Source organism: Thermaerobacillus caldiproteolyticus, from assembly GCF_015326725.1.
GTDB classification, from domain to species: domain Bacteria; phylum Bacillota; class Bacilli; order Bacillales; family Anoxybacillaceae; genus Thermaerobacillus; species Thermaerobacillus caldiproteolyticus.
The window spans coordinates 1,681,023-1,704,167 of record NZ_CP064060.1 but is presented as its reverse complement, the minus strand read 5'-3'; the positions used below and the strand labels follow the sequence as shown (position 1 = coordinate 1,704,167).

Below are 23,145 nucleotides of genomic sequence, written 5' to 3'. Positions count from 1 at the left end.
AGGATTCTAGGAGATTATATCACTATAAATTTTCTTGTATTTCACTTATTTTCTATTTAGTATAAAGGGAGAAAGACAATGGTGCTGGAGGAATAACAGTGATTCAATTATGGAGAATATTTGGAGATGTCGTTCCGCTGTTTTTTGTCATTTCTCTAATCGTTGTGACTTTATCCGTTTGGCGTTTTCGAAGTCAAAAGACTGCATGGGAGCAGAAGGTTCCTAAGATATCCTTATTACTGACAATGATCGCAATCTTATTGATTACCGTTTTTCCTTTTTATTACATACCAGATCAACCGAGGGTGCTCAATCTTGTTCCATTTGTCGGAATGTACCATTTAATTGTTTATTCGGTTGATATAGAGGTGCCGATCCGCAATATTTTGTTGAATGTATTGCTGTTTGTTCCATTTGGCTTTTTTCTTTCATGGAGTGCAAATCAGCTGTCGGTACGGAACATTACGATGACTGGATTACTGTTTTCATTCATCATTGAAGTATTTCAATATGTGCTCCCCATAGGACGGTCAGCAGATATTGACGATGTCATATTGAACACGTTAGGGGCATTTTTCGGGGCTGTTGTATGGAAAGGAATAGAAATGTATAGAAAACAGTCATCTGCGTCCTTCTAACTTGTTCCGTTTAGAGAAATGCGCCTCCGTCAAACTTTTGCTTGCGTCTTTCATTGGCAGAAAGAAATATACGTGGCTGTTGTATGGATACAAGGGAATGTGTTTGCCGGCTAAGTGTTTTTATTTGGAATCAATTATGTTGCTTTGTTCAGCTTGTTTTTACGATGTATTTGAACAGTAAAAAGTGATAATGCTGCGAGAACATGTGTCTTCTCTCATGTTGCCGAAAATTTATGCTGCCCAACATGTATCATCACCATCAGTTTAGGATCAGTCCGTTGTAAACGGATAGGATAGATTGTTGATCTGTATGGATCTTTTTAATTTCTGACGGTTTGTTATGTCTTTCTGTGCTTTTATGTTTCGTTAAGGGGGATATTTCTAGGAAATGAACGAGGGACAGCGTGTCCTTTCACAAAAAAAGATCTAGTGTGCCGCGAAAAGTGGAGACGGGAGGTTTGACAACAAGTGATGGAACGCTGAAGTTCGACAGCGATCCAAATTATCCTTTCTTCACTTTTTCAAGAAAGCCGAATCCTATGTTTGGGATTCGGCTTTTTTGCCATGGCTAATAGCGGTTGCGGGAAACTTCGTATTACGAACGAGTTTGGCCCGTACCGTAAACAAGTGATTTCGTCGTTGTAATGGCACGCAGTCCCATTGGGCCGCGGGCATGCAATTTTTGCGTACTAATGCCAATTTCTGCTCCGTAGCCAAATTGTTCACCGTCTGTAAAGCGGGTCGAGGCGTTATGGTAAAGAACAGCGGCATCCACAGTTCGGAAGAAGATGTTGACGTTTTCTTGATTTTCCGAAACAATTGCTTCGGAATGCTTTGTTCCGTATCGGTCAATATGGTGAATCGCTTCTTTTACATTTTTCACGAGTTTGACCGCTAAAATCGGTGCTAAATATTCCGTACTCCAGTCTATTTCGGTGGCTTGATGAACAAAAGAATATGAGGAGACAAGAGCATGGTCCCCGCGAAGTTCAACTCCATTGTTGTGTAATGTTTCTAATAGCTCCTGTGTATAAGGCCAGTTTTCGTGAATCAACACCGTTTCGACAGCGTTGCACACGGATGGGCGTTGTGTTTTGGCGTTTATGACAATGTCAATGGTCATTTGTTTTTGGGCGGATTCGTCAATAAAAATATGACAATTGCCGACACCGGTTTCTAAGACAGGGACGGTTGCGTTTTGGATGACAGACTGAATGAGGCTGGCTCCGCCTCGCGGAATTAATACATCTAAGTAGTTGTTCAGTTTAAACATTTGATTGGCTGTTTCGCGGCTCGTATCTTCTAAAAGCTGGATCGCATCGGCAGGAATAGGCGAATGGGTCAGCGCCTGTTGCATGACGTGAACGAGCGCTTTATTGGAATGAAGTGCCGATGAGCTCCCGCGCAACAGCACCGCGTTTCCTGCTTTTAAACAAAGGCTCGCCGCATCGACTGTTACATTTGGACGCGCTTCATATACCATACCGATGACGCCGAGGGGAACGCGAATGGTTTGAATCCGTAATCCATTTGGTCGGGTCCATTCTTCGGTAATTTCTCCAACTGGGTCAGGAAGGTTGATCACTTGATGTACGCCATCGACGATCTGCATGAGACGTTCGCTGGTTAACTGAAGGCGGTCAATCAAAGCAGGGGAAAGTCCGTTTTCTTTTCCAAGAGAGATATCTTTTTCGTTTTCCTGAAGAATCCATTCTTTTTGCTCAATCAGGGCATCAGCGATTCTGGCTAATGCTTCATTTTTTTCATTCGTGGATAGGGCCGCTAATGTTTTTGACGCTGTTTTTAATCGTTGTGCTTTTGTCAGTAACTCACTCATTTTATAGCACTCTCCTTTCTTAACGATACCCAGTTGTCGCGATGAATGACTTCTGCGCGGTGGTTGATCGAGTATGGTCTTGCTTGGTCGCTTGGACAGCCTTTTATTTTTTCTAAATCAGCCGAGGAGTAATATACTTGTCCTCTGCCAATAATGGCTCCTTTCTGATTTATGACTTCGACAACATCAAGGGCTTGAAATGTGCCGACAACACGGATGACTCCGGCTGGCAATAAGCTTTTGCCGCGTAGCAAAATTGCGGCTTCAGCTCCTTCATCAATTTCAATTTTTCCGGAAACTGGTGAATGATAGGCAATCCACTGTTTTCTCATTTGCATTTGCGATTGAAACGGAACGCCAATATACGTTCCATTTCCCTTTCCCTCTAAAATGTCATGAAGCTTTTCTTTTCCTTCACCGGTTCCAACAAACACGCTCACCCCAAACGAAAGAGCCTTTTGTGCCGCTAACAGTTTTGATTTCATTCCGCCGGTTCCGACCGCAGACCCGCTGCCTCCTGCTTTCTCAATTAAATCGTCGCTGATGTCAGGGAGGAAAGAATACTTTTTTGCATTTTTATTTGTTTTCGGATTACGGTCGTACAGACCATTAATATCGGTTAAAATAATCAGGGCATCGGCATGCAAGAAGCCGCTCACAAGAGCAGATAACATATCGTTGTCGCCGAAGGTTAGCTCTTCCACAGAAACGGAGTCATTTTCATTAATAATGGGCAGTACCCCGCATTCGAGGAGTTCAGATATAGTAGAAAATAAGTTTCGAAACCGCTCTCGGCTATAAAAATCTTCTCTTGTTAATAGAATTTGTCCTGTGACGATTCCAAATTGTTGGAAAGCAGAAATATAGCCTTGCATTAGTAAACCTTGACCAACAGCGGCAGCTGCTTGTTTTCCAGATGTTGTCTTTGGGCGCGATGGATAGCCAAGTGGACCGAACCCAGCGGCAACCGCGCCGGAAGAGATTAAAATGACCTCATGACCTAACTGCTTTAAATAGGCAAGTGCTTCAACATGATCGAAAAGTTTTTCTTGTGAAAGTGCGCCTTTTGCATCGGTTAGGGAACTGCTGCCAATTTTAACGACCACTCGCTGTTTCTTCATAACATCACCCTTTCTCAATTATTTATATACAAACATAAAAAAACGCTTTTCCTCCTTCTGTAAAAGGACGGAAAAGCGTTCCGCGGTACCACCTTTTTTGGTGCATGAGCACCCACCTTTCAACCCGTAACGAGGGTAATACGGCTTATGTTTGCATAAGCGGCCTTTTAGGGTAGGTTCAATCTACTTTCCGTGAGGAACCTTCCAGCCTATGAGTTCCACTCTCTTGCACGTTCCATAGATTTACTAGTCCCGTACCGTTTCCATATAAATGATTTTTTTGAACATTATCTATGGAAACAAAATGATTGTCAAGACCTATTGTATCGGTTTGGGGCGTAAATATGCTTCTGTTTTTCGATTTATTTTAAGAACAGAACTATTTATGAAAAAGTGGTTTGATCTCCACATTGAGGTTGGGAGCCTTTTGTTTGACGTCAAGTTTCGCCATGATCTGCATGATTGAAAGCAGTCTACCCATATTGTTCATCTTAAGTGAATTTCCAAATTAACTATGAAAGTGGATATCCCCACTTTGAGACAGTGATGTAGTGACTGTCGGGAAACGCTGTAATTCTGAATGGTGAAAAAGCGGTGAAATTGTAATATTTATTTGCCTTTGCGATCGGTGGAGAAATCCATCCGTGGTGAAGAGTCCCAAATTTGATGGAAGAAATATGATTAAAACTATAAATTTATTTTAAATAGTGTTACAATATTAAAAAAATTTAAATTAATAGAATTTTTTTGGGGGGATTCATGTTGAAAGAACTGCGCAGTAATATGATTAAAAAAGGATTTGATCGGGCACCACATCGAAGCTTGCTGCGTGCTGCCGGCGTTAAAGAAGAGGATTTTAATAAACCGTTTATTGCGGTTGTGAACTCATATATTGATATTATTCCCGGACATGTCCATCTACAAGAATTTGGGAAGATTGTAAAAGAAGCGATTCGCGAAGCAGGCGGAGTACCGTTTGAAATGAACACAATCGGTGTAGACGATGGTATTGCCATGGGGCATATTGGAATGCGCTATTCATTACCGAGCCGCGAAATTATTGCTGATTCAGTAGAAACCGTTGTATCTGCTCACTGGTTTGATGGCATGGTATGTATTCCGAACTGTGACAAAATTACTCCAGGTATGATGATGGCGGCCATGCGTTTAAACATTCCAACGATTTTCGTTAGCGGTGGCCCGATGAAAGCTGGAGTTACAAGCGATGGACGGAAAATTTCTCTTTCATCGGTGTTTGAAGGTGTAGGAGCCTATCAAGCTGGTAAAATTGATGAAAAAGGTCTTCAAGAATTAGAGCAATACGGTTGTCCAACGTGTGGTTCATGTTCGGGAATGTTCACAGCCAATTCAATGAACTGTCTTGCTGAAGCACTAGGTCTTGCTTTACCTGGAAACGGCACGATTTTAGCCATTGATCCAAAGCGTAAGGAACTAGTAAGACGTTCTGCGAAACAGCTCATGTATTTAATTGAGAATGATATAAAACCGCGTGACATCGTCACAGAGAAGGCGATCGATAATGCGTTTGCCCTTGACATGGCACTGGGTGGATCGACTAATACAGTACTACATACATTAGCGATTGCCAACGAGGCAGGGATCGACTATCCGCTTGAACGAATTAACGAAGTAGCGGCGCGTGTTCCGCATCTTGCCAAACTGGCACCGGCATCGGATGTTCATATTGAAGATTTGCATGAAGCAGGCGGGGTATCTGCTGTCTTAAACGAGCTAGCGAAAAAAGAAGGTACTCTCCATCTTGATGCGATCACAGTGACAGGAAAAACATTGGGTGAAAACATTGCTGGCTGTGAAGTAAAAGACTATCATGTCATTCGTCCAATTGACAATCCGTATTCTGAAAAAGGTGGACTTGCTGTTTTATTTGGAAACCTTGCTCCAGATGGAGCGATTATTAAGACGGGCGGGATTCAAGGAGGAATTACACGTCACGAAGGTCCGGCGATTGTGTTCGATTCCCAGGAAGAAGCGTTAGAAGGTATTGCAAGCGGAAAAGTGCAGCCGGGACATGTTGTCATCATCCGCTACGAAGGGCCAAAAGGCGGGCCAGGCATGCCGGAAATGCTTGCACCGACTTCACAAATCGTTGGGATGGGACTTGGACCAAAAGTGGCACTTGTAACGGACGGACGTTTCTCCGGTGCTTCTCGCGGTTTATCGATCGGACACGTATCACCGGAGGCAGCAGAAGGCGGACCAATCGCATTTGTTGAAGACGGTGACTATATTGTTATTGACATTAATAACCGTACGATTGATGTGCAAATTTCCCAAGAAGAATGGGAAAAACGGAAAGCAGAATGGAAAGGATTCGAACCAAAAGTGAAAACAGGATATCTTGCTCGTTACTCTAAACTTGTCACATCAGCAAGTACGGGAGGAATTATGAAAATCTGAATTTGCAAAACGATTCAAGGTCTGTAAAAAGTCTAACAGAATCAAAGACTTTTTGGCAGGCCTTTTTTGTCATATTATAATGTGTATCTTGCTTCCTTTTTGAGAAAGAACGCTCTTGTCCAAGCGCTCAATCCGCTTGTTTCTTGAATTGGCCTCAATGCAATATTTGCGTAAAGCATGACTGGAAACGAAATACTTTCGTAATACCAGGGGGAATCCGTTATCTAGGGGTGGCAAGCACCTCCACGGGGAAAGCACATGCGTCCATCACACTCCAAGGAGCATGTGTTTTTTTTTGAAAGTCATTGCTGTCCGGCGGATCTTCACACATGAGGGAAGAGACCTGTTGATTAAACGATGAAAATGCTATTACACGAATGATTTTTATTAGGACTTGAGAAAAAACGCCTGATTCATTCTACAATTTTTTAACTTAGTTTTTCGGAATAGTTTTGAAAACGTTTACACAATGAGGTTGTACAGGGGATATACTGAATATAAGGGAGGGTTTTTATGAGAGGTGCTGAAAAACAATTTGAGACGTTAGTGATTCATCATGGATATGATACAACTCAACATCTTGGGAGTCTGTCAGTCCCGATTTTTCAAACGTCGACGTTTACGTTTGATACGGCCGAACAGGGGGAAGCTCGTTTTGCAGGACAAGAGGAAGGCTATATTTATTCACGGTTAGCTAATCCGACTACACGAGCTCTTGAAGAGAAAATGGCATGTTTAGAAGGTGGAGAGGCAGCGCTAGCGTTCGGTTCGGGAATGGCGGCGGTGTCGGCTGTACTGTTTGCCTTAACGAAAGCGAATGACCATATCATTTGTTCACAAGGAGTATACGGATGTACATTCGGCTTATTGCAGTTTTTAAACAAGAAATATAACATTTCGCACGATTTTTGTTCGATGGAAACAGAAGAAGAGATTTGTCGTCTCATTCGTCCAGAAACGGTTTGTATTTATGTAGAAACTCCGATTAATCCAACAATGAAACTAATTGATTTAGAAATGATCGTAAGGACAGCTAAAGAGCATGGGATTAAAGTCGTTGTAGATAATACGTTTTGTTCTCCGTACTTGCAAAAACCGCTGTCGCTTGGATGTGATGTCGTCGTTCATAGCGCGACGAAATATATTGGCGGTCACGGTGATGTCGTTGCTGGTATTGCGGTTGGAAGGAAGGAGTTGATGGAGGAAGTTGCAAAGACAACACAAAAAGATATCGGTGGAATCATCTCCCCGTTTGATGCTTGGTTATTATTAAGAGGGATAAAAACATTGCCCGTGAGAATGGATCGTCATTGTGCAAACGCCGAAAAAATTGCACAACTATTAAAAAAGCATCCGCTTGTATCCAAAGTCTATTACCCGAACGATCCAGACAATCCAGATTATCGAATTTGCCAAAAACAAATGAAGCGTGGCGGAGGTCTCGTTGCTTTTGAAATCAAAGGAACAAAACAAGATGTTCAGCGCTTTTTAAACCGTCTTCAACTTATCAAAATTGCAGTAAGCTTGGGCGATACGGAAACACTCATTCAGCACCCCGCTACGATGACTCACGCCGTTGTGCCGGAGGAAATCAGAAAGAGCATGGGCATTAGCGATCAATTGATCCGCTTATCGGTTGGACTTGAGGCATGGGAAGATATTTGGCAAGACTTAGAGCAGGCGCTTTGTTCGATATCACAAGACACTTTTTCATAATTAGCTGTGATAGGGAGTACAAACGTTAAAGTAAATGTGAATAGACTTGAACTATCATTATCACTAAAACAAAGGGATCATGTCTTTTAACTAGCAAGGAGAAATGTTCGATAAGAAATCGGATTATGAAAAAGAGATTGATATGCTTCCAAGCGAAAGAGAGGAATAGCCCATGAATGATCTAGAAGCCAAAGATACTGGAAATAAAAATGTTTTAATGAAAGTCTGGTCCATTGAATCAAGCTCTAAATGGACTCCCGAGAACCTGGCAAAGGGACAGGGGGAGTAACTGCGTTAGTGGTTAACGATTTATTAGGTGGAGAAATGATGAAAACGAAGACTCATGAAGGCTGGCATTTTTACAATCAAGTCGACGGTCAGCGTTACGGTTTGACAGAGTCTCAATTTTCGGAAGCAATTGAGTATATGGATGTCCCTTCGAGTCGAGAAGAGGCATTCTTAGATACGAATGAAAGACAATACGTTAATTTAAAACAAAATGTATATCAAGATATTTTTAAGAATGACGAGCAATAAAAACAATGGATTTACAGGATGTAGGGATCGAATAAAAAAACGTTTGGAAATATAAAAAACCAAGCGTTTTTTATTTTGTTGATAAACATTCTTATGCGGAGCCAACTGTCCTCCTTACTTAAAAAGCTTGTCAAAACGAACACAAGCATGAAAGGGACACTTTAATGCAAGGAAACTTTCGTTGTGAAAGCATCTTTAGTTCAAGACATTTTGAAAGGTGAATTCATTGAACCTACACATTTGGTAAATAAGAATTCTCTTTTTATATGAATTAGCAATAAAACGGTTGACAATTTGGAATATTAACGATATTTTTAACTTTAGTATGATGATAAAATTTTATTACGTAATATAAACGTAATAAAATTTTATTTCTTCAAACAAAATGAAAGCGTTTTAAAAGGGGATGGGAGAATGATTTTACATGACATCGAAACGTCTTCAAGATGCGAAATGGAAACATTGCAGTTGGAGAGGCTGTGCCAAACCGTCAAACGAGTATACGAGAATGTACCGTTTTACCGGAAAAAGCTGACAGAACTTCGCGTTGAACCGGAACAAATTCGTTCGCTCGAAGATGTTCGAAAGCTTCCATTTACGACGAAAAAAGATTTGCGCGACAATTACCCGTTTGGTTTGCTGGCGGTTGATTTAAAAGCATGTGTCCGTGTCCATGCGTCCAGCGGAACGAGCGGGAAGCCGACGGTAGTAGCGTATACAAAAAACGACATTAATAACTGGGCAAATATTGTTGCGCGTGCGATTGCGATTGCCGGCGGGGAGCCGGGGAATGTATTGCATAATGCCTATGGTTATGGATTGTTTACGGGTGGGCTTGGCTTGCACTATGGCAGCGAACGATTAGGCATGGTGACGGTACCTGTATCGGGAGGAAATACCGATCGACAAGTGATGTTAATCGAAGATTTTCAGCCGGACGTCATTTGCGGCACCCCTTCTTACGTTTTAAACATTGCTGAGCGAATGAAAGAACTCGGAAAAGATCCGCGTCGTACCTCATTAAAATACGGCATTTTTGGGGCAGAACCATGGTCGGAAGAAATGCGGAGGACGTTAGAGCAAGAGCTTGCTATTAAAGCATGTGATATTTACGGGTTGAGCGAAGTGATTGGGCCCGGAGTGGCAATAGAATGTCATGAAGCGCAAAATGGGCTCCATATTGCTGAGGATCATTTCTTTGTTGAGGTCATTAACCCGCATACGCTTGAGCCGGTTGCTGATGGAGAAGAAGGAGAGTTAGTATTTACGAGCTTGACAAAGGAGGCGTTTCCGGTCATTCGTTATCGAACCGGTGATATTGCTTCCATTACGAGAGAACCATGTAAATGCGGGCGAACAACGACGAGGATGTCACGGGTCAAAGGGCGTGTCGATGATATGTTAATCGTTCGCGGCGTCAATGTGTTCCCATCCGAAATTGAACATTGCTTATTAACGGTTTCGGAGCTTGCTCCGCACTATCAAGTCCATCTTTTCCGAAAAGGGACGCTCGATGTGGTTGAATTGCAAGTGGAAGTGAACGAGCGGTTTTATCAAGAAATCGGTGGCAATTTAAACGATGAACGTATCGGTTTATTAGAAAAAAGAGTGCACCATTTATTAAAAAATTATTGTCTTGTTTCTATTGATGTGAAGGTACATGCCCCGAAAGCGCTTCCTCGTTCGGAGGGAAAGGCGATTCGTGTGGTTGATTATCGCAAAGAGAAAGCGACATTGTAGAAAATTATCACGGTCTGATGATTTTCATGATTGCAATATTTATAACATTATTTTATAATTACGTTAAATAAACGTTATATAATATAATTAGGGGGCAAGATGAAATGCCTGTTATGACATCGTTTGAGCGCTTATCAGAAGAAGAAAAATATAAACAGTTTATGGAAAGAATTGAAGCGGGAGAAAAAATTGAAGCTGATGACTGGATGCCGGAAGAGTATCGTATGACGTTAGTTAAGCTGATTGCGATGCATGGCATTAGCGAAATTATGGGAGCGCTTCCGGAGAAGGAATGGGTTCCGAAAGCGCCTTCGCTGCGGAGAAAACTTGGAATTATGGCGAAAGTACAGGATGAGATGGGGCATGGACAGCTTCTTCTCCGTGTCGCGGAAGATTTAATGGCACCGCTTGGAAAAACGCGCGAGGAAATTATGCAAGACTTATTTAAAGGAGATTTGAAGTTTCATAATGTGTTCCATATGCCTGCGCCGACTTGGGCAGATGCCGGTTTAATCGGTTGGCTTGTCGATGGGGCTGCCATCATTACGCAGACGAATATGCTTGACGCTTCTTATGGTCCCTACGCGCGCGCATTAAAGCGAATTTGTGCGGAAGAAGTCTTTCATGCCCAACACGGGGAATCGATTATTCTAGCGCTGGCAGAAGGAACAAAGGTGCAAAGAGACATGATTCAAGATGCATTAAATCGCTGGTGGGATGCATTATTAATGTTCTTTGGTCCTGATAATGCTTCCACAACAGGGACTTCGAAACAAGACATTACGATTAAATATCGCATTCGTACGAAAACAAATGAACAATTACGGCAAGATTTCTTTACAAAATATGTGCCGCGTATTTTATCGCTTGGGCTAAAGCTTCCGGATGAAACGATGTATTTTGACAAGAAACAAGGCAAATGGATTTATAAACAACCAGACTGGAATCAATTTAAAGAAATTATTCGTAACAATGGTCCAAAATCAAAAGAACGTCTTCGTTTGCGAGAATTATCGTATCGAAATAACGCTTGGGTTCGTGAAGCGTTAAGTGGTCAATCAGCAGCAGTGTGAGAAGTGGGGGAATTTCAATGAGTGATAGCGGAAAAGGTTTTTATCAAGTATTTGAAGTATTTAGCAGAAAAAATGATACAGCACCGCTCCAACATCAATTTAGCCTGCTTGCCCCAAACCATGAAATTGCGTTAGTGATGGCACAAGAAAATTTTATGCGGCGCGAACCTGTTTACGATATATGGATCGTCAAACGTTCAGATATCCGGCAAATGACTCAAGAAGAAAAAGAGTCGTTGAAGCGGTTAGATAATAAAGATTACCGCACGACAAAAGGATATGGGTATTTAAAAAAGAAATGGCGTCAATATGAACAAGAGATGCTCGATGAAAAAGAGATTCTTTCATGGAAGGGCGAGATTCAACGATGAAAATCATGAAACCAGAAGAGCTGATGCAACATCCTGAATATAAAGAGGTGCTGATTGAGCTATTGTTTCAGCTGGCAGATGATGATCTTATCATTGCGTATCGCGGATCGGAATGGCTTGGGCTTGCGCCACATATCGAAGAAGACGTCGCGTTCTCTTCGATTAGCCAGGATACGATGGGTCATGCGGCGATGTACTATCAATTGCTTGAAGAAATGGGAGTTGGAAACGCCGATGATTTAGCTCATGGCCGCAAAGCATCAGAGCGACGAAACGCGGTATTGTTAGAGGAGGTGAACGGTTCCGGTCACTATTTACACGAGCCCCGCTATGATTGGGCATTTACTGTTGTTAGGAACTATTTTTATACACAAGCGAAAAAAGTGCGCATCGATTCATTAAAGAGCTGTTCGTATGTGCCGCTTGCGCAAGTCGCAGTCAAAATCAATATGGAGCTTTACTACCACCTTATGCATTGGAAAACGTGGTTTATCCAGCTTGTAAATGCGCCAGGGGAAGCGCGTGAACGAATGAAAAACGCCGTGGCAAAAGTATTGGATGATTTCGCAGGTGTATTGACACTTGGCTCCAAAGGAAAGAAAATGGCCGAATTTGGGTTGATTGAAGATGAAGACCTGTTAAAACAGCGTTGGATTCAAGCGATGAAGCCTATTTTTGAACAGACAAATCTCAATTTGCCGAACAATTTTGGTATGAAACGTGGCAATGGCCGAAATGGCGAGCATACCGCTGATTTAGATGAAGCCATTGCTACATTATCAGAAGTGTACCGCCTCGATTCGCTAGCAAATTGGTAATCTTTTAATGAAGAAAGAAGGGATGTGAATGACCTTTGCTGGCCACATGATGGGAAAAATAAGGGAAAGGCTCGATTTCGTTAAAGATCCTGAAATTGATTCCGTCAGCGTTCTTGATTTAGGAATGGTTGAAGACGTTCAAATGAACAGTGGTGAAGTCGTTGTCAAGCTGCTTCCTACGTTTATTGGATGTCCGGCTCTTGATATCATTCGTCAACGTGTTGAAAGCGCTCTTTTAGAGTTGGATGGAATCGAGCAAGTCACAGTCAAATTTATTCACGATCCACCATGGACGTCTGACCGCATTACCGCAAAAGGGCGCGAGAAACTAAAAGAGTTTGGGATTGCTCCACCACCAAAACAAATGGGACCAAACGGAGAATGGCATGTCGAGTGCCCGTACTGCGGATCCGTCTATACAACAATCGAAAATGTATTTGGTCCTACTGCTTGCCGCAGCATTTTCTACTGCAAACAATGTAAAAATCCGTTTGAAGCCTTAAAGCCAATTTCTACGTGGATATAAAAAATAGAAAAGGAGAAGAGGAACATGGTAAAAATGATTGCCCTTTACAAACAGCCAAAAGATAAGGAGAAATTTGATGAACATTATTTTGAAACACATGCACCGATTACGGCGAAAATTCCTGGCTTACGCAAAATGGAAGTAACAAAGATCGTCGGCACACCGATGGGGGGAGATAGCGAATACTACTTATTATGCGAAATGTATTACGACAGCCATGAGGCGCTCAAAGAAGCAATGAAAACGAGCGAGGCAAAAGCCTCAGGAAAAGATTTAATGTCTTTTGCGGGCGATATCGTCACGTTAATGATTGGTGAGGAAGTCGAAAATGAATGATTTTCAGTATATTCGCATAAATATCGAAGAGCAGATCGCCGTTATCGAGCTGAATCGCCCTCACGTATTAAACGCGCTGAATCGAAACATGGTGATGGAACTTGTGCAGGCTATGGAAATGCATGACCGTGACGATGATGTGCGCGTCATTGTGCTAACCGGAAGGGGACGCGCGTTTGCAGCCGGTGCGGATATTGACGAAATGGCAAGTGACGATTCCATTACCCTTGAGCTGCTGAATCAGTTTGCAGACTGGGATCGTCTTGCACTCATAAAAAAGCCAACGATCGCGGCCGTTCACGGTTTTGCTTTAGGTGGAGGTTTTGAGCTCGCGCTTTGTTGTGACCTTTTGTTTGCTTCGGAAACGGCGGAGTTTGCTTTTCCAGAAGTCAATATCGGTGTTATGCCGGGAGCGGGGGGGACGCAACGACTGACAAAATTAATCGGCAAAACAAAGGCGCTTGAATGGCTTTGGACTGGTGAGCGCATGTCGGCCAAAGAAGCCTATGAATTAGGGATTGTCAATCGCGTTGTCGCACCGGAGTTGTTGCTTGAAGAAACGATGCGATTTGCCAGAAAATTGGCGAAGCAACCCCCTTTATCTGTCCGCTTCATTAAAGAAGCAGTTCATAAGGCTGTTGACTATTCGATTTATGAAGGCATGCAGTTTGAACGAAAAAACTTTTATCTGCTTTTTTCTTCAGAAGATCAAAAAGAAGGAATGAGAGCATTTATCGAAAAACGAAAACCGCATTTCCAAGGAAGATAAAAGGTGGGATGCTCGTTGTACGAAACAATCCGTTATGAAGTTCGCGACCGAGTTGTGTGGCTCACGTTACACCGACCTGATAAATTGAATGCGTTTACAGAACAAATGAATAAAGAGATCATCGCTGCGTTAAAACAAGTCTCGGTCGATGAAGAGGTTCGTTGTCTCGTCATTACAGGGGCAGGAAGATCGTTTTGTTCCGGTGAAGATCTTGGAGGCGTAACGGAAGAGATGAACCACGGTGAAGTTTTGCGAACACGCTATGCCCCGATGATGAAGCTTCTTCATCGTTTAGAAAAACCAGTCGTGGCTGCTGTTAATGGAGTAGCGGCTGGGGCGGGAATGAGTTTGGCGTTAGCGTGTGATTTCAGACTTGCCTCAGAGAAAGCCAGTTTCATAGAAGCGTTTATTCATGTCGGTCTCATTCCCGATGCGGGCAATCTTTATTATTTGCCGCGTTTAGTCGGTCATGCGAAAGCGCTGGAGTTGGCTGTGTTTGGAGAAAAAATCACCGCAAAGGATGCCAAGGAAATCGGGCTTGTCACCAGCGTTATTCCTGAACATTTATGGGATGAAGAGGTCCACCGCTTTGCGCAGAGATTAGCGAACATGCCAACGAAAGCAATCGGGTTAATTAAGCGTTATTTGCGTGAAAGCTGGAATTGCACATTTGAAGACTATTTAGAAAAAGAAGCGCATGGACAACGCATTGCCGGACTTACGGAAGACCATCAGGAAGGAGTTCGCGCCTTTTTTGAAAAGCGACAGCCTGTATTTAAAGGAAAGTAATCTTACTCATTGAAAAGGAGTGTGTAACGAATGTCTACGGTAAAAGAGAAAAAAATGGAAAAACTTGAAACAAAACGTGAGATGTATCATCTAATTATTAACGGTGAACGCGCCGAAAGCTCCTCTGGCGAAACATTTGCGACTTACAATCCAGCAACGGGTGAGCCGGTGGCGAAAGTAGCCAAAGGGACAAAAGAAGATGCGGAGCGCGCCGTTCAAGCAGCACGCCATGCCTTTGATTATGGGAAATGGAGACATTTCCCGGTCAACAAACGAGCGCGTATTTTAAATAAAATTGCCTCGATTATGCGCTCACGTTTTAATGAGTTAGTAGAATTAGAGATTTTAGATACAGGAAAGGCACTTTCGGCAGCACAAGGGCAAGTCATGCAGGCGATTGAAGACTTTGAGTTTTATGCAAGCGCAATCGTGAGTCATCGCGGTACCGTCAACAACATGCCCGGTGCTTTTCATAACTTTACAGAAAAAGAACCTGTCGGTGTATGTGCACAAATTATTCCATGGAACTATCCATTAATGATGGCAGCGTGGAAAATCGCCCCGGCGATTGCGGCCGGTTGCTCTGTTATTGTAAAACCGGCTTCATTAACACCATTGACGTGCATTGTGCTTGCGGAAATTTGCCATGAAGCGGGTGTTCCAGAAGGGGTTGTCAATGTTGTCACAGGTTCCGGTTCCGAAGTCGGCAATTATTTAGTAGAGCATCCGCTTGTCGATAAAGTCGCGTTTACCGGTTCTACTCCTGTCGGCAAAGACATTATGGAAAAGGCGTCAAAAACGTTAAAACGAGTCACGTTAGAGCTTGGTGGAAAATCACCGAACATTATTTTTGAAGATGCGGATCTCGATGCGGCTGTAGATGGGGCTTTATTCGGTATTTTCTATAATACGGGTCAATCTTGTGAAGCACGCTCTCGTTTATATGTACATGAAAACATTTACGATCAATTTGTGGAAAAATTTGTAGAGAAAACAAAAAAATTAAAGCTTGGTAATCCATTTGACCAAGGAACACATGTTGGTGCGATTATTAGCCGTGAGCAATTAGAAGTCATCGACGGCTATGTTCAATCGGCGATTCAAGATGGCGCAACGGTTGTCACTGGCGGAAAAGAAGCGAAAATCGAAGGATTTGAAAATGGGTATTGGTATGAACCAACGATTATTACTAATGTCCATCATGGAATGAAAGTCGTGAAAGAAGAAATTTTCGGCCCAGTTGTTGTCGTGATGAAATTCAGCGATGAAAAAGAAGTCATTAAGCTAGCGAACGATAGTGAATATGGATTAGGCTCGGCGATTTGGACAAAAGATCATGCGCGTGCACTTCGTGTTGCGAAACAAATTCAAGCCGGAATTGTCATGATTAACAGCCCATTCTCTGCCTTCCCAGGAACGCCGTTCGGTGGATATAAACAGTCTGGTTTCGGTCGCGAACTTTGTGTCGAAACACTCGATTTATATACGGAAACGAAAAGCATCCTTTCTTATTACGGAAGCCGTCCGCTCAATCCTTTCGGCGTGTAAAGAGCTTTTACGTTTGCGAGCACTTTCATCCGCGGATGGGTGCTCGTTTTCATTGATAGAACATAGAAGGAGAGGATTTTGATGATTCGTCGTATTGTAGTCATCGGTTCAGGGGTGATGGGAAGAGGCATCGCATATGTCAGCGCTGTTGGAGGATTTTTGACGACACTTGTTGATATTAAGGAAGAACAACTACAGAGCGCCAAACAAGAAATCGCTGATATTTTTGAAAAAGGCATTGCTCGCGGCAAACTGACTGAGACGCTAAAGAAAGAAGCGGAAGCGCGCTTATATTATTCAACCGATTTCATTCAGGCGGCAAAAGAAGCTGATTTAGTCATTGAAGCCGTTCCTGAAAAGCTAGAGATTAAAAAACAAATTTTTGAAACGATTGACGAACATGCACCAGAGTCGTGTTATTTTGCGACGAATACCTCGACGATGAGTCCAACAGAAATCGCTTCTTTTACGAAACGACCGGAAAAAGTCATTGCGATGCATTTTTTTAATCCCGTCCATAAAATGAAACTCGTTGAGATTGTTCGCGGGTTAGAGACAAGTGATGAAACGGCTGAAGTCATTCAGCAAGTGGCTGAACAAATGGGAAAAGAAACGGTTGTCGTCAACGAGTTTCCGGGATTTGTGACAAGTAGAATTAGTGCATTGGTCGGGAATGAGGCGTTTTATATGCTGCAGGAAGGCATAGGGACGCCGGAAGAGATTGATAAAGCGATTAGGCTTGGATTGAATTATCCGATGGGACCATTTGAATTAGCGGATTTAGTCGGACTTGACACGCGATTGAATAACTTAAAATACTTGCATGAAAAGCTAGGTGAGAAATATCGGCCAGCTCCGCTATTAGAGCAATATGTCAAAGCAGGACGGCTCGGGCGAAAAACAGGAAAAGGTGTTTACGATTACACAAACAAAGAATAGGAAGGTGCGCGTATAAATGAAAGAAGTCGTCATTATCGATGCGGTGCGAACGCCAATTGGAAAGTATAAAGGGGCGTTAAAAGATGTTCGTCCCGATGATTTAGGGGCGATTGTCATTAAAGCGTTAGTGGGGCGCAACCCAAATCTCCCATTAGAGCAAATCGAAGAAGTCGTTCTCGGAAATGCCAATCAAGCTGGAGAGGATAACCGGAATGTGGCACGTATGTCAGCGCTTTTAGCTGGATTGCCGGTTGAGGTAGCGGGAACAACCATCAACCGGTTATGCGGCTCAGGTCTTGATGCGGTGAATTACGGAGCACGGATGATTATGACAGGAGAGGCGGAGATTGTCATTGCTGGAGGAACGGAAAGTATGACGCGCGCACCGTTTGTCATGGCAAAGCCGGACGAAGAGTTTCCGCGCGGCAATTTAGAAATGTTTGATACGACGATCGGTTGGCGGTTTATTAATCCAAAGCTCCAACAAATGTACGGAACAGACAGCATGCCGCAGACAGCGGAAAATGTGGCGAAACGGTATGGAATTTCCCGGGAAGCACAAGATGAATTTGCCTATGAAAGTCAAATGAAGGCAAAAAGAGCGCTCGAACTTAATCGTTTCGCCGATGAATTAGTTCCGGTTGTGTACCATGATCGCAAAGGAAATATCGTCGTTGTAGATAAAGATGAGCATCCTCGTCCTGATACGACGCTAGAAAAACTGGCAAAATTGCGCCCGTTATTTGAAGGTGGAACCGTGACAGCTGGGAACGCTTCGGGCGTAAATGACGGTGCTTCCGCTTTGTTGCTTATGAGTGCGGAAAAAGCAAAAGAGCTTGGAATGACGCCGCTTGTGAAATATACAACATCGGCAGTGGCTGGTTTGGAGCCAGCTGTCATGGGGCTTGGTCCGATTTATGCAACGAAAAAAGCACTAAATCGGTCTGGATTAACGATCCGTGATATCGGGTTAGTCGAATTAAATGAAGCTTTTGCTTCCCAATCATTAGAGTGCATCAAACAGCTTGAACTTGATCGGGATAAAGTGAATGTGAACGGCGGAGCGATTGCATTTGGACATCCGCTAGGGGCAAGTGGTGCTCGAATTTTAACGACCCTCATTTATGAAATGAAAAGGCGCGGAGTCAAATACGGTCTTGCTACGATGTGCATTGGTGTTGGGCAAGGAATCGCTACGATTGTTGAAAATATGGATTCGTAATGAAGGGAAGAACAGGAATGGCAAACGTGTTGTTTGAAAAGCGAAATCATATTGGCTATGTCACGCTGCATCGCCCTGAAGTCATGAACTGCTTTAATTATGCCACATTGCAACAGTTAGGAGAGGTTGTTGAACAGATTCACATCGACCGTGACGTTCGGGTTGTGATTTTTACAGGATCTGGAGAAAAAGCATTCAGCGCGGGAGCGGATCTAAAAGAACGGAAAGCATTAAGTGACATGGAAGTACGACGCAACGTGAAAAAAATCCGCGATGTCTTCGATGCAATTGCCAATTTGTCGCAGCCAACGATTGCTGCGGTAAACGGTTATGCATTTGGAGGCGGTTTTGAGCTTATGCTTGCTTGCGATTTTCGCATCGCCGTAAAGGAGGCGGTGATGGGATTAACGGAAGTGAGCTGGGCGATTATTCCGGGAGCTGGAGGAACGCAACGGTTGCCGAGATTAATTGGCGAAGCGAAGGCAAAAGAATTGATTTTTACCGCGCGGAAAATTTCTGCCGAACAAGCATACGAATATGGTCTTTTAACAAAAGTGGTGACAAAAGACGAATTGTTGCCAAGCTGTGAGGCATTAGCGCATGAAATGATGAAAAACGGCCCAATCGCCTTGCAACAGGCGAAATATGCAATTCAACAAGGAATGAACGTCGACTTGCAAACAGGGCTAGCCATTGAAGCAAAAGCATACGAATTGACGATTCCAACAAAAGATCGCTTCGAAGCATTAGCGGCATTTAGTGAAAAGCGACAGCCGCGTTTTACAGGGGAATGACGAAAAGGGAGACTCATGTGTCATGGGCCTCCTTTTTTTATCCGATGAACAATTTAACGTTTTTTTACCGTTCGGGTTGTCATTGTTATAAAAATTTGTTACGATTATATCTTGAAAATGACATAAAGGGTGTCAAAAATGAGCATGAATACGCGATCAATGATTTTTACAATTTACGGGGATTACATCCGTCATTATGGCAATCAAATTTGGATCGGTAGCTTAATTCGCTTATTAAAAGAGTTTGGGCATAATGACCAAGCGGTACGCGCTGCGATTTCCCGCATGAGCAAGCAAGGATGGGTAAAAGCAGAGAAAAAGGGAAACAAAAGCTATTATTCGTTAACAGAGCGCGGCGTGAAACGCATAGAAGAAGCGGCGAAGAGGATTTATAAAATCAGACCAGAAAAATGGGATGGAAAGTGGCGGATTTTTGTCTATACGATTCCGGAAGAAAAGCGGAATTTGCGCGATGAGTTGCGCAAAGAACTTGTATGGAGCGGATTCGGGACGATTTCCAACAGCTGCTGGATCTCCCCTAATAATTTAGAGAAACAAGTGTATGACTTAATTGACAAATATGAGATCGAACCATATGTCGATTTTTTTATCGCTCAATATGACGGACCGCATACGAACGAGCGACTTGTCGAGAAATGTTGGGATTTGGATGCCATTAATCAAAAGTATGAAGAATTTATCTCTATTTACAGTCAAAAATACATCATTGATAAACACAAAATCCAGCGTGGGGAAATGTCCGATGCTGAGTGTTTTGTCGAGAGAACGAAACTTGTACACGAATATCGGAAATTTTTATTCGTCGATCCGGGGTTGCCGGAAGAATTGTTACCGAAACAGTGGATGGGAAGTCATGCCGCTTCGCTATTTAGCGAATATTATAAAGAACTAGCGAAACCAGCAAGCCGCTTCTTTGAATCGGTATTTATGGATGGGAATGAATTAGAGAAAAAAGATGCAGGGTATGATGTATATGATCATCCTTTTATTGTGGAATAACACTTTTATCGTGCAACGCGAAAAAGCACTGTAGATGTAAGCAGTGCTTTTTTTGTTAACAAGTTTTTTACTTGTTATCTTGTATTTTTTGATTGGCTAACAGCTTACGATATTCTTTTCCCTTTTGAACATAGGAGTCAATGGAGAGTTGAATGAGCGCTAAGTCTTTCTCAGTAATTTCGCGAACGACTTTTCCCGGTGCGCCCATGACAAGCGAACGAGGAGGGATTTTTTTGCCGGAAGGAATAAGTGTGTTTGCTCCAATAATGCATTCTTCACCAATTTCTGCCCCATCTAAAATCGTCGAGCCCATTCCAATAATGGAGCGTTTCCGAATCGTGCATCCGTGAAGAATCACGTTATGGCCGACCGTCACTTCATCTTCAATGATAAGCGGAAATCCCTCGTATAAATGACATGTCGAATTATCTTGAATGCTGCAACGTTCTCCTACAATAATGGGAGCCTCATCCCCTCTTAAAACAGCGTTAAACCAGACGGTTGATTCCTTTCCAATGGCGACATCGCCAATAATATGGGCACCGGGAGCGATAAACACGGTATCATCAATGCTCGGAGTCTTCCCATTATAACAATAAATCATTTTCATCCTCCTTAAAGTATGATAAGGTTATGATAAGTATAACACAATTTTAACGGGGTGGGAATTTAATGAATGATGTTTGCCGTTTACTCAATATTCGTTATCCGATTCTTCAAGGGGGTATGGGGAATATTAGTAACGCCCAGTTAACGAGTGCAGTTTCAGAAGCAGGGGGACTTGGAACGATCGGGGTGGGAACGATGCCTCCTGACGAGGTGGAAGAAATCATTGTTGAGACAAAAAGAAGAACGAATCAACCGTTTGCCGTCAATATTCCGATTCAAGTGACACCGTATGTAGAGGAAATGGTATCGTTAGTGTTGAAACATCGCGTACCTGTTGTATCGTTATCAGCAGGAAATCCGGCTCCTATCGTTCCGAGATTTGCTGAACAAGGGGTGAAAGTTATCGTTGTTACGGCTTCGGTAAAGCAGGCGAAAAAAGCAGAAGAAGCAGGAGCCGATGTACTTGTCGCGGAAGGATACGAAGCGGCAGGAATTAATTCAAGTATGGAGCTGACGACAATGACGTTGATTCCGCAAATTGTTCGGGCCGTTCATGTACCGGTGATTGCAGCTGGAGGAATTGGTGACGGACGAGGAATGCTTGCTGCCTTTGCCCTTGGTGCCCAAGGAGTACAATTAGGGACGCGATTGATCGCGACAAAAGATGCGCCATTCCATGAGGTGTACAAGCAATTAATTACAGACGCAGACGAAAATGAAACGGTCATTGTTGGCCGCTCAGTAGGAAGGGTGCGAAGAATTATGCGCACTCCTTATGCCGAGAAATTGCTGCAATATGAGAAAGCAGGAGTGACATTGGAGAAGTTCAACGAATATACGTCAGAATATTATCATCGACGCGGGGCGCTCGACGGCGACTTTGCGGAAGGATTTGTTAATGCTGGCCAAATCGCTGGACTGATCGAAGACTTACCGACCGTTGCAGAATTATTTCAGAATATGATAGAAGAAGCGAAACAGCAGCTACACCTTTTATACCATACCGCTTTTTGTCAATGACATCTTTGAATCAAAGGGAACATCTTATTAACAAGATGTTCCCTTTTTATCGTTTCATTTTTTAGAAAATTATTGACTTTTCGTTACATCAGCTGATAATATTTATTTAGTATAACGTTATTTTAACGTTATTAAATATTTTTATGATGTTAATGAGATATTTGTTTTTTGTATTTTTATGTAAGCGTTTGCAAATAAAGCGCGCCTAGTTTTGTTTGAAGTGATAGAATACTAATTTTTTATAAAAAATAAGGGGGAGTAAGGATGGTAAAAGTTATGAAAAGACTAGCAGTGCCAATGTTGGTCGGCATATTAGCGCTTTCCGGCTGTGGGAAGGAGACATCAACGAGTGATCAGAAAGAGAATGGAAGTGAAAAGCAAACCGCAACAATTGGGGTGACGCAGATTATTGAACATCCGTCACTCGATGCAGCCTTTAAAGGATTTAAAAAAGCGCTGGAGGATGGCGGATTTAAGGAAGGGAAAAATGTCAAGTACGATGTGCAAATCGCACAAGGGGATCCGAACAATAACCAAACGATTGCCAACAATTTGGTCGGAGATGGTGTTGACCTCATTTTTGCGAACTCTACACCGAGTGCTCAAAGTGCTTTAAATGCTACCAAAGACATTCCAATCGTGTTCACTTCCGTAACAGATCCTGTCGGCGCAAGCTTAGTTCCATCAATGGACCAAGCTGGTGAAAATATTACCGGAACAACGGATAGCCACCCTGATGCCATTCGTAAAATGATTCAATTTATCGATGAACAAACCGATGCGAAAGCGGTTGGACTCATTTATAACTCCGGTGAACAAAATTCTGTGGTGCAAATTCAAAAGGTAAAAGAAGCGGCCAAAAATACCGACTTAAAGTTCGTAGAAGCATCCGTTTCAACGACGGCTGAGGTGAAGCAAGCGGCAGAATCGCTTGTTGGGAAAGCAGATGTATTTTATATCGTGACAGATAATACGGTTGTATCAGCGATTGAATCGGTTGTCAGCGTGGCGAATGAAAAGAAAATCCCAGTCTTTACAGGGGAACTCGATTCGCTAAAACGCGGCTGTTTTGCTGCATACGGGTTTGATTACTACGACATCGGTTATCAAGCCGGAGAAATGGCGGTAGCCATTTTAAAAGGGGAGAAAAAGCCGTCTGAGATTAAACCAGAATATCCGAAAAAATTAAAGCTTGTCATTAATAAAACGGCAGCGAAAAAGCAAGGAATTGAGCTGAAGCCAGAGTGGGATGGAATAGCTGAATATATCGAATAACGTTCGAA

Annotated in this window: 21 protein-coding genes and 1 pseudogene; 19 read left to right on the top strand and 3 right to left on the bottom strand. The window is 42.8% G+C overall.

What is annotated here, in order from left to right:
- The first annotated feature begins 98 nt into the window (after nucleotides 1-98).
- Complete coding sequence (locus ISX45_RS08345) at nucleotides 99-638, top strand: VanZ family protein (RefSeq protein ID WP_194520489.1); 540 nt, start codon at nucleotides 99-101, stop codon at nucleotides 636-638.
- Nucleotides 639-1,233: 595 nt separating this feature from the next.
- Here ISX45_RS08345 and ISX45_RS08340 read toward each other — a convergent pair.
- Nucleotides 1,234-2,475 carry a glutamate-5-semialdehyde dehydrogenase gene (locus tag ISX45_RS08340; protein ID WP_194520488.1) on the bottom strand — a complete coding sequence of 414 codons (1,242 nt, stop codon included), beginning with the start codon at nucleotides 2,473-2,475 and terminating at the stop codon, nucleotides 1,234-1,236.
- Nucleotides 2,472-3,596: a glutamate 5-kinase gene (proB, locus tag ISX45_RS08335; protein WP_181556002.1), complete on the bottom strand. Its 1,125-nt coding sequence runs from the start codon at nucleotides 3,594-3,596 to the stop codon at nucleotides 2,472-2,474. The genes ISX45_RS08340 and proB overlap by 4 nt, the downstream gene beginning before the upstream one ends.
- A gap of 759 nt (nucleotides 3,597-4,355) precedes the next feature.
- Here proB and ilvD point away from each other — a divergent pair.
- From ilvD to paaX, 16 genes and pseudogenes are all read left to right on the top strand, one after another.
- A complete protein-coding gene (gene ilvD / locus ISX45_RS08330) occupies nucleotides 4,356-6,035 on the top strand; it encodes a dihydroxy-acid dehydratase (RefSeq protein ID WP_228485676.1) in 1,680 nt (559 codons plus the stop codon).
- 513 nt (nucleotides 6,036-6,548) lie between these two features.
- Complete coding sequence (gene megL / locus ISX45_RS08325; RefSeq protein ID WP_194520487.1) at nucleotides 6,549-7,751, top strand: methionine gamma-lyase; 1,203 nt, start codon at nucleotides 6,549-6,551, stop codon at nucleotides 7,749-7,751.
- Between the two features lie 172 nt (nucleotides 7,752-7,923).
- A pseudogene (locus tag ISX45_RS08320) lies at nucleotides 7,924-8,288 on the top strand (YunG family protein).
- Nucleotides 8,289-8,702: 414 nt separating this feature from the next.
- Complete coding sequence (gene paaK, locus ISX45_RS08315) at nucleotides 8,703-10,028, top strand: phenylacetate--CoA ligase PaaK (protein ID WP_181556004.1); 1,326 nt, start codon at nucleotides 8,703-8,705, stop codon at nucleotides 10,026-10,028.
- Nucleotides 10,029-10,132: 104 nt separating this feature from the next.
- Nucleotides 10,133-11,101, top strand: coding sequence for a 1,2-phenylacetyl-CoA epoxidase subunit PaaA (gene paaA / locus ISX45_RS08310; protein ID WP_181556005.1), 969 nt, complete (start codon nucleotides 10,133-10,135; stop codon nucleotides 11,099-11,101).
- 17 nt (nucleotides 11,102-11,118) lie between these two features.
- Entirely contained in the window at nucleotides 11,119-11,472 is a 354-nt protein-coding gene (gene paaB / locus ISX45_RS08305; RefSeq protein WP_181556006.1) for a 1,2-phenylacetyl-CoA epoxidase subunit PaaB, read from the top strand.
- On the top strand, nucleotides 11,448-12,290 hold the full coding sequence (gene paaC / locus ISX45_RS08300; RefSeq protein WP_181556007.1) for a 1,2-phenylacetyl-CoA epoxidase subunit PaaC: 843 nt from the start codon (nucleotides 11,448-11,450) through the stop codon (nucleotides 12,288-12,290). Before paaB ends, paaC begins: the two co-directional genes overlap by 25 nt.
- Nucleotides 12,291-12,318: 28 nt before the next feature.
- Entirely contained in the window at nucleotides 12,319-12,816 is a 498-nt protein-coding gene (paaD, locus tag ISX45_RS08295; RefSeq protein WP_228485675.1) for a 1,2-phenylacetyl-CoA epoxidase subunit PaaD, read from the top strand.
- Between the two features lie 24 nt (nucleotides 12,817-12,840).
- Complete coding sequence (locus tag ISX45_RS08290) at nucleotides 12,841-13,152, top strand: EthD family reductase (protein ID WP_181556008.1); 312 nt, start codon at nucleotides 12,841-12,843, stop codon at nucleotides 13,150-13,152.
- A complete protein-coding gene (locus tag ISX45_RS08285) occupies nucleotides 13,145-13,921 on the top strand; it encodes an enoyl-CoA hydratase/isomerase family protein (protein WP_181556009.1) in 777 nt (258 codons plus the stop codon). The genes ISX45_RS08290 and ISX45_RS08285 overlap by 8 nt, the downstream gene beginning before the upstream one ends.
- A 15-nt stretch (nucleotides 13,922-13,936) precedes the next feature.
- On the top strand, nucleotides 13,937-14,710 hold the full coding sequence (locus ISX45_RS08280; RefSeq protein WP_194520486.1) for an enoyl-CoA hydratase-related protein: 774 nt from the start codon (nucleotides 13,937-13,939) through the stop codon (nucleotides 14,708-14,710).
- A gap of 30 nt (nucleotides 14,711-14,740) precedes the next feature.
- Entirely contained in the window at nucleotides 14,741-16,258 is a 1,518-nt protein-coding gene (locus tag ISX45_RS08275) for an aldehyde dehydrogenase family protein (RefSeq protein WP_194520485.1), read from the top strand.
- Nucleotides 16,259-16,339: 81 nt separating this feature from the next.
- Nucleotides 16,340-17,197 carry a 3-hydroxyacyl-CoA dehydrogenase gene (locus ISX45_RS08270; RefSeq protein WP_194520484.1) on the top strand — a complete coding sequence of 286 codons (858 nt, stop codon included), beginning with the start codon at nucleotides 16,340-16,342 and terminating at the stop codon, nucleotides 17,195-17,197.
- Nucleotides 17,198-17,213: 16 nt separating this feature from the next.
- A complete protein-coding gene (locus tag ISX45_RS08265; RefSeq protein WP_194520483.1) occupies nucleotides 17,214-18,419 on the top strand; it encodes a thiolase family protein in 1,206 nt (401 codons plus the stop codon).
- A gap of 17 nt (nucleotides 18,420-18,436) precedes the next feature.
- A complete protein-coding gene (locus tag ISX45_RS08260) occupies nucleotides 18,437-19,213 on the top strand; it encodes an enoyl-CoA hydratase-related protein (RefSeq protein WP_181556014.1) in 777 nt (258 codons plus the stop codon).
- A 144-nt stretch (nucleotides 19,214-19,357) separates the two neighbouring features.
- The gene (paaX, locus tag ISX45_RS08255) at nucleotides 19,358-20,233 is read left to right on the top strand and encodes a phenylacetic acid degradation operon negative regulatory protein PaaX (protein WP_181556120.1); all 876 of its coding nucleotides are present in this window, start codon (nucleotides 19,358-19,360) and stop codon (nucleotides 20,231-20,233) included.
- 67 nt (nucleotides 20,234-20,300) lie between these two features.
- Here the strand turns inward: paaX and ISX45_RS08250 are convergent, their stop codons facing one another.
- Nucleotides 20,301-20,837, bottom strand: coding sequence for a gamma carbonic anhydrase family protein (locus ISX45_RS08250; protein ID WP_181556015.1), 537 nt, complete (start codon nucleotides 20,835-20,837; stop codon nucleotides 20,301-20,303).
- A gap of 68 nt (nucleotides 20,838-20,905) precedes the next feature.
- Between ISX45_RS08250 and ISX45_RS08245 the strand changes: the two genes are divergently transcribed.
- On the top strand, nucleotides 20,906-21,862 hold the full coding sequence (locus ISX45_RS08245) for an NAD(P)H-dependent flavin oxidoreductase (protein ID WP_194520482.1): 957 nt from the start codon (nucleotides 20,906-20,908) through the stop codon (nucleotides 21,860-21,862).
- A gap of 264 nt (nucleotides 21,863-22,126) precedes the next feature.
- Nucleotides 22,127-23,137: an ABC transporter substrate-binding protein gene (locus tag ISX45_RS08240; RefSeq protein WP_194520481.1), complete on the top strand. Its 1,011-nt coding sequence runs from the start codon at nucleotides 22,127-22,129 to the stop codon at nucleotides 23,135-23,137.
- The last annotated feature ends 8 nt before the right edge of the window (nucleotides 23,138-23,145 follow it).

Bases quoted from the DNA above. Each gene is read 5' to 3' on its own strand.
- ISX45_RS08340 (WP_194520488.1), bottom strand. From the start codon at position 2,475: ATGAGTGAGTTACTGACAAAAGCACAACGATTAAAAACAGCGTCAAAA.
- proB (WP_181556002.1), bottom strand. From the start codon at position 3,596: ATGAAGAAACAGCGAGTGGTCGTTAAAATTGGCAGCAGTTCCCTAACC.
- ilvD (WP_228485676.1), top strand. From the start codon at position 4,356: ATGTTGAAAGAACTGCGCAGTAATATGATTAAAAAAGGATTTGATCGG.
- megL (WP_194520487.1), top strand. From the start codon at position 6,549: ATGAGAGGTGCTGAAAAACAATTTGAGACGTTAGTGATTCATCATGGA.
- paaK (WP_181556004.1), top strand. From the start codon at position 8,703: ATGATTTTACATGACATCGAAACGTCTTCAAGATGCGAAATGGAAACA.
- paaA (WP_181556005.1), top strand. From the start codon at position 10,133: ATGCCTGTTATGACATCGTTTGAGCGCTTATCAGAAGAAGAAAAATAT.
- paaB (WP_181556006.1), top strand. From the start codon at position 11,119: ATGAGTGATAGCGGAAAAGGTTTTTATCAAGTATTTGAAGTATTTAGC.
- paaC (WP_181556007.1), top strand. From the start codon at position 11,448: ATGGAAGGGCGAGATTCAACGATGAAAATCATGAAACCAGAAGAGCTG.
- paaD (WP_228485675.1), top strand. From the start codon at position 12,319: ATGACCTTTGCTGGCCACATGATGGGAAAAATAAGGGAAAGGCTCGAT.
- ISX45_RS08290 (WP_181556008.1), top strand. From the start codon at position 12,841: ATGGTAAAAATGATTGCCCTTTACAAACAGCCAAAAGATAAGGAGAAA.
- ISX45_RS08285 (WP_181556009.1), top strand. From the start codon at position 13,145: ATGAATGATTTTCAGTATATTCGCATAAATATCGAAGAGCAGATCGCC.
- ISX45_RS08275 (WP_194520485.1), top strand. From the start codon at position 14,741: ATGTCTACGGTAAAAGAGAAAAAAATGGAAAAACTTGAAACAAAACGT.
- ISX45_RS08270 (WP_194520484.1), top strand. From the start codon at position 16,340: ATGATTCGTCGTATTGTAGTCATCGGTTCAGGGGTGATGGGAAGAGGC.
- ISX45_RS08265 (WP_194520483.1), top strand. From the start codon at position 17,214: ATGAAAGAAGTCGTCATTATCGATGCGGTGCGAACGCCAATTGGAAAG.
- ISX45_RS08260 (WP_181556014.1), top strand. From the start codon at position 18,437: ATGGCAAACGTGTTGTTTGAAAAGCGAAATCATATTGGCTATGTCACG.
- paaX (WP_181556120.1), top strand. From the start codon at position 19,358: ATGAATACGCGATCAATGATTTTTACAATTTACGGGGATTACATCCGT.
- ISX45_RS08250 (WP_181556015.1), bottom strand. From the start codon at position 20,837: ATGATTTATTGTTATAATGGGAAGACTCCGAGCATTGATGATACCGTG.
- ISX45_RS08245 (WP_194520482.1), top strand. From the start codon at position 20,906: ATGAATGATGTTTGCCGTTTACTCAATATTCGTTATCCGATTCTTCAA.
- ISX45_RS08240 (WP_194520481.1), top strand. From the start codon at position 22,127: ATGGTAAAAGTTATGAAAAGACTAGCAGTGCCAATGTTGGTCGGCATA.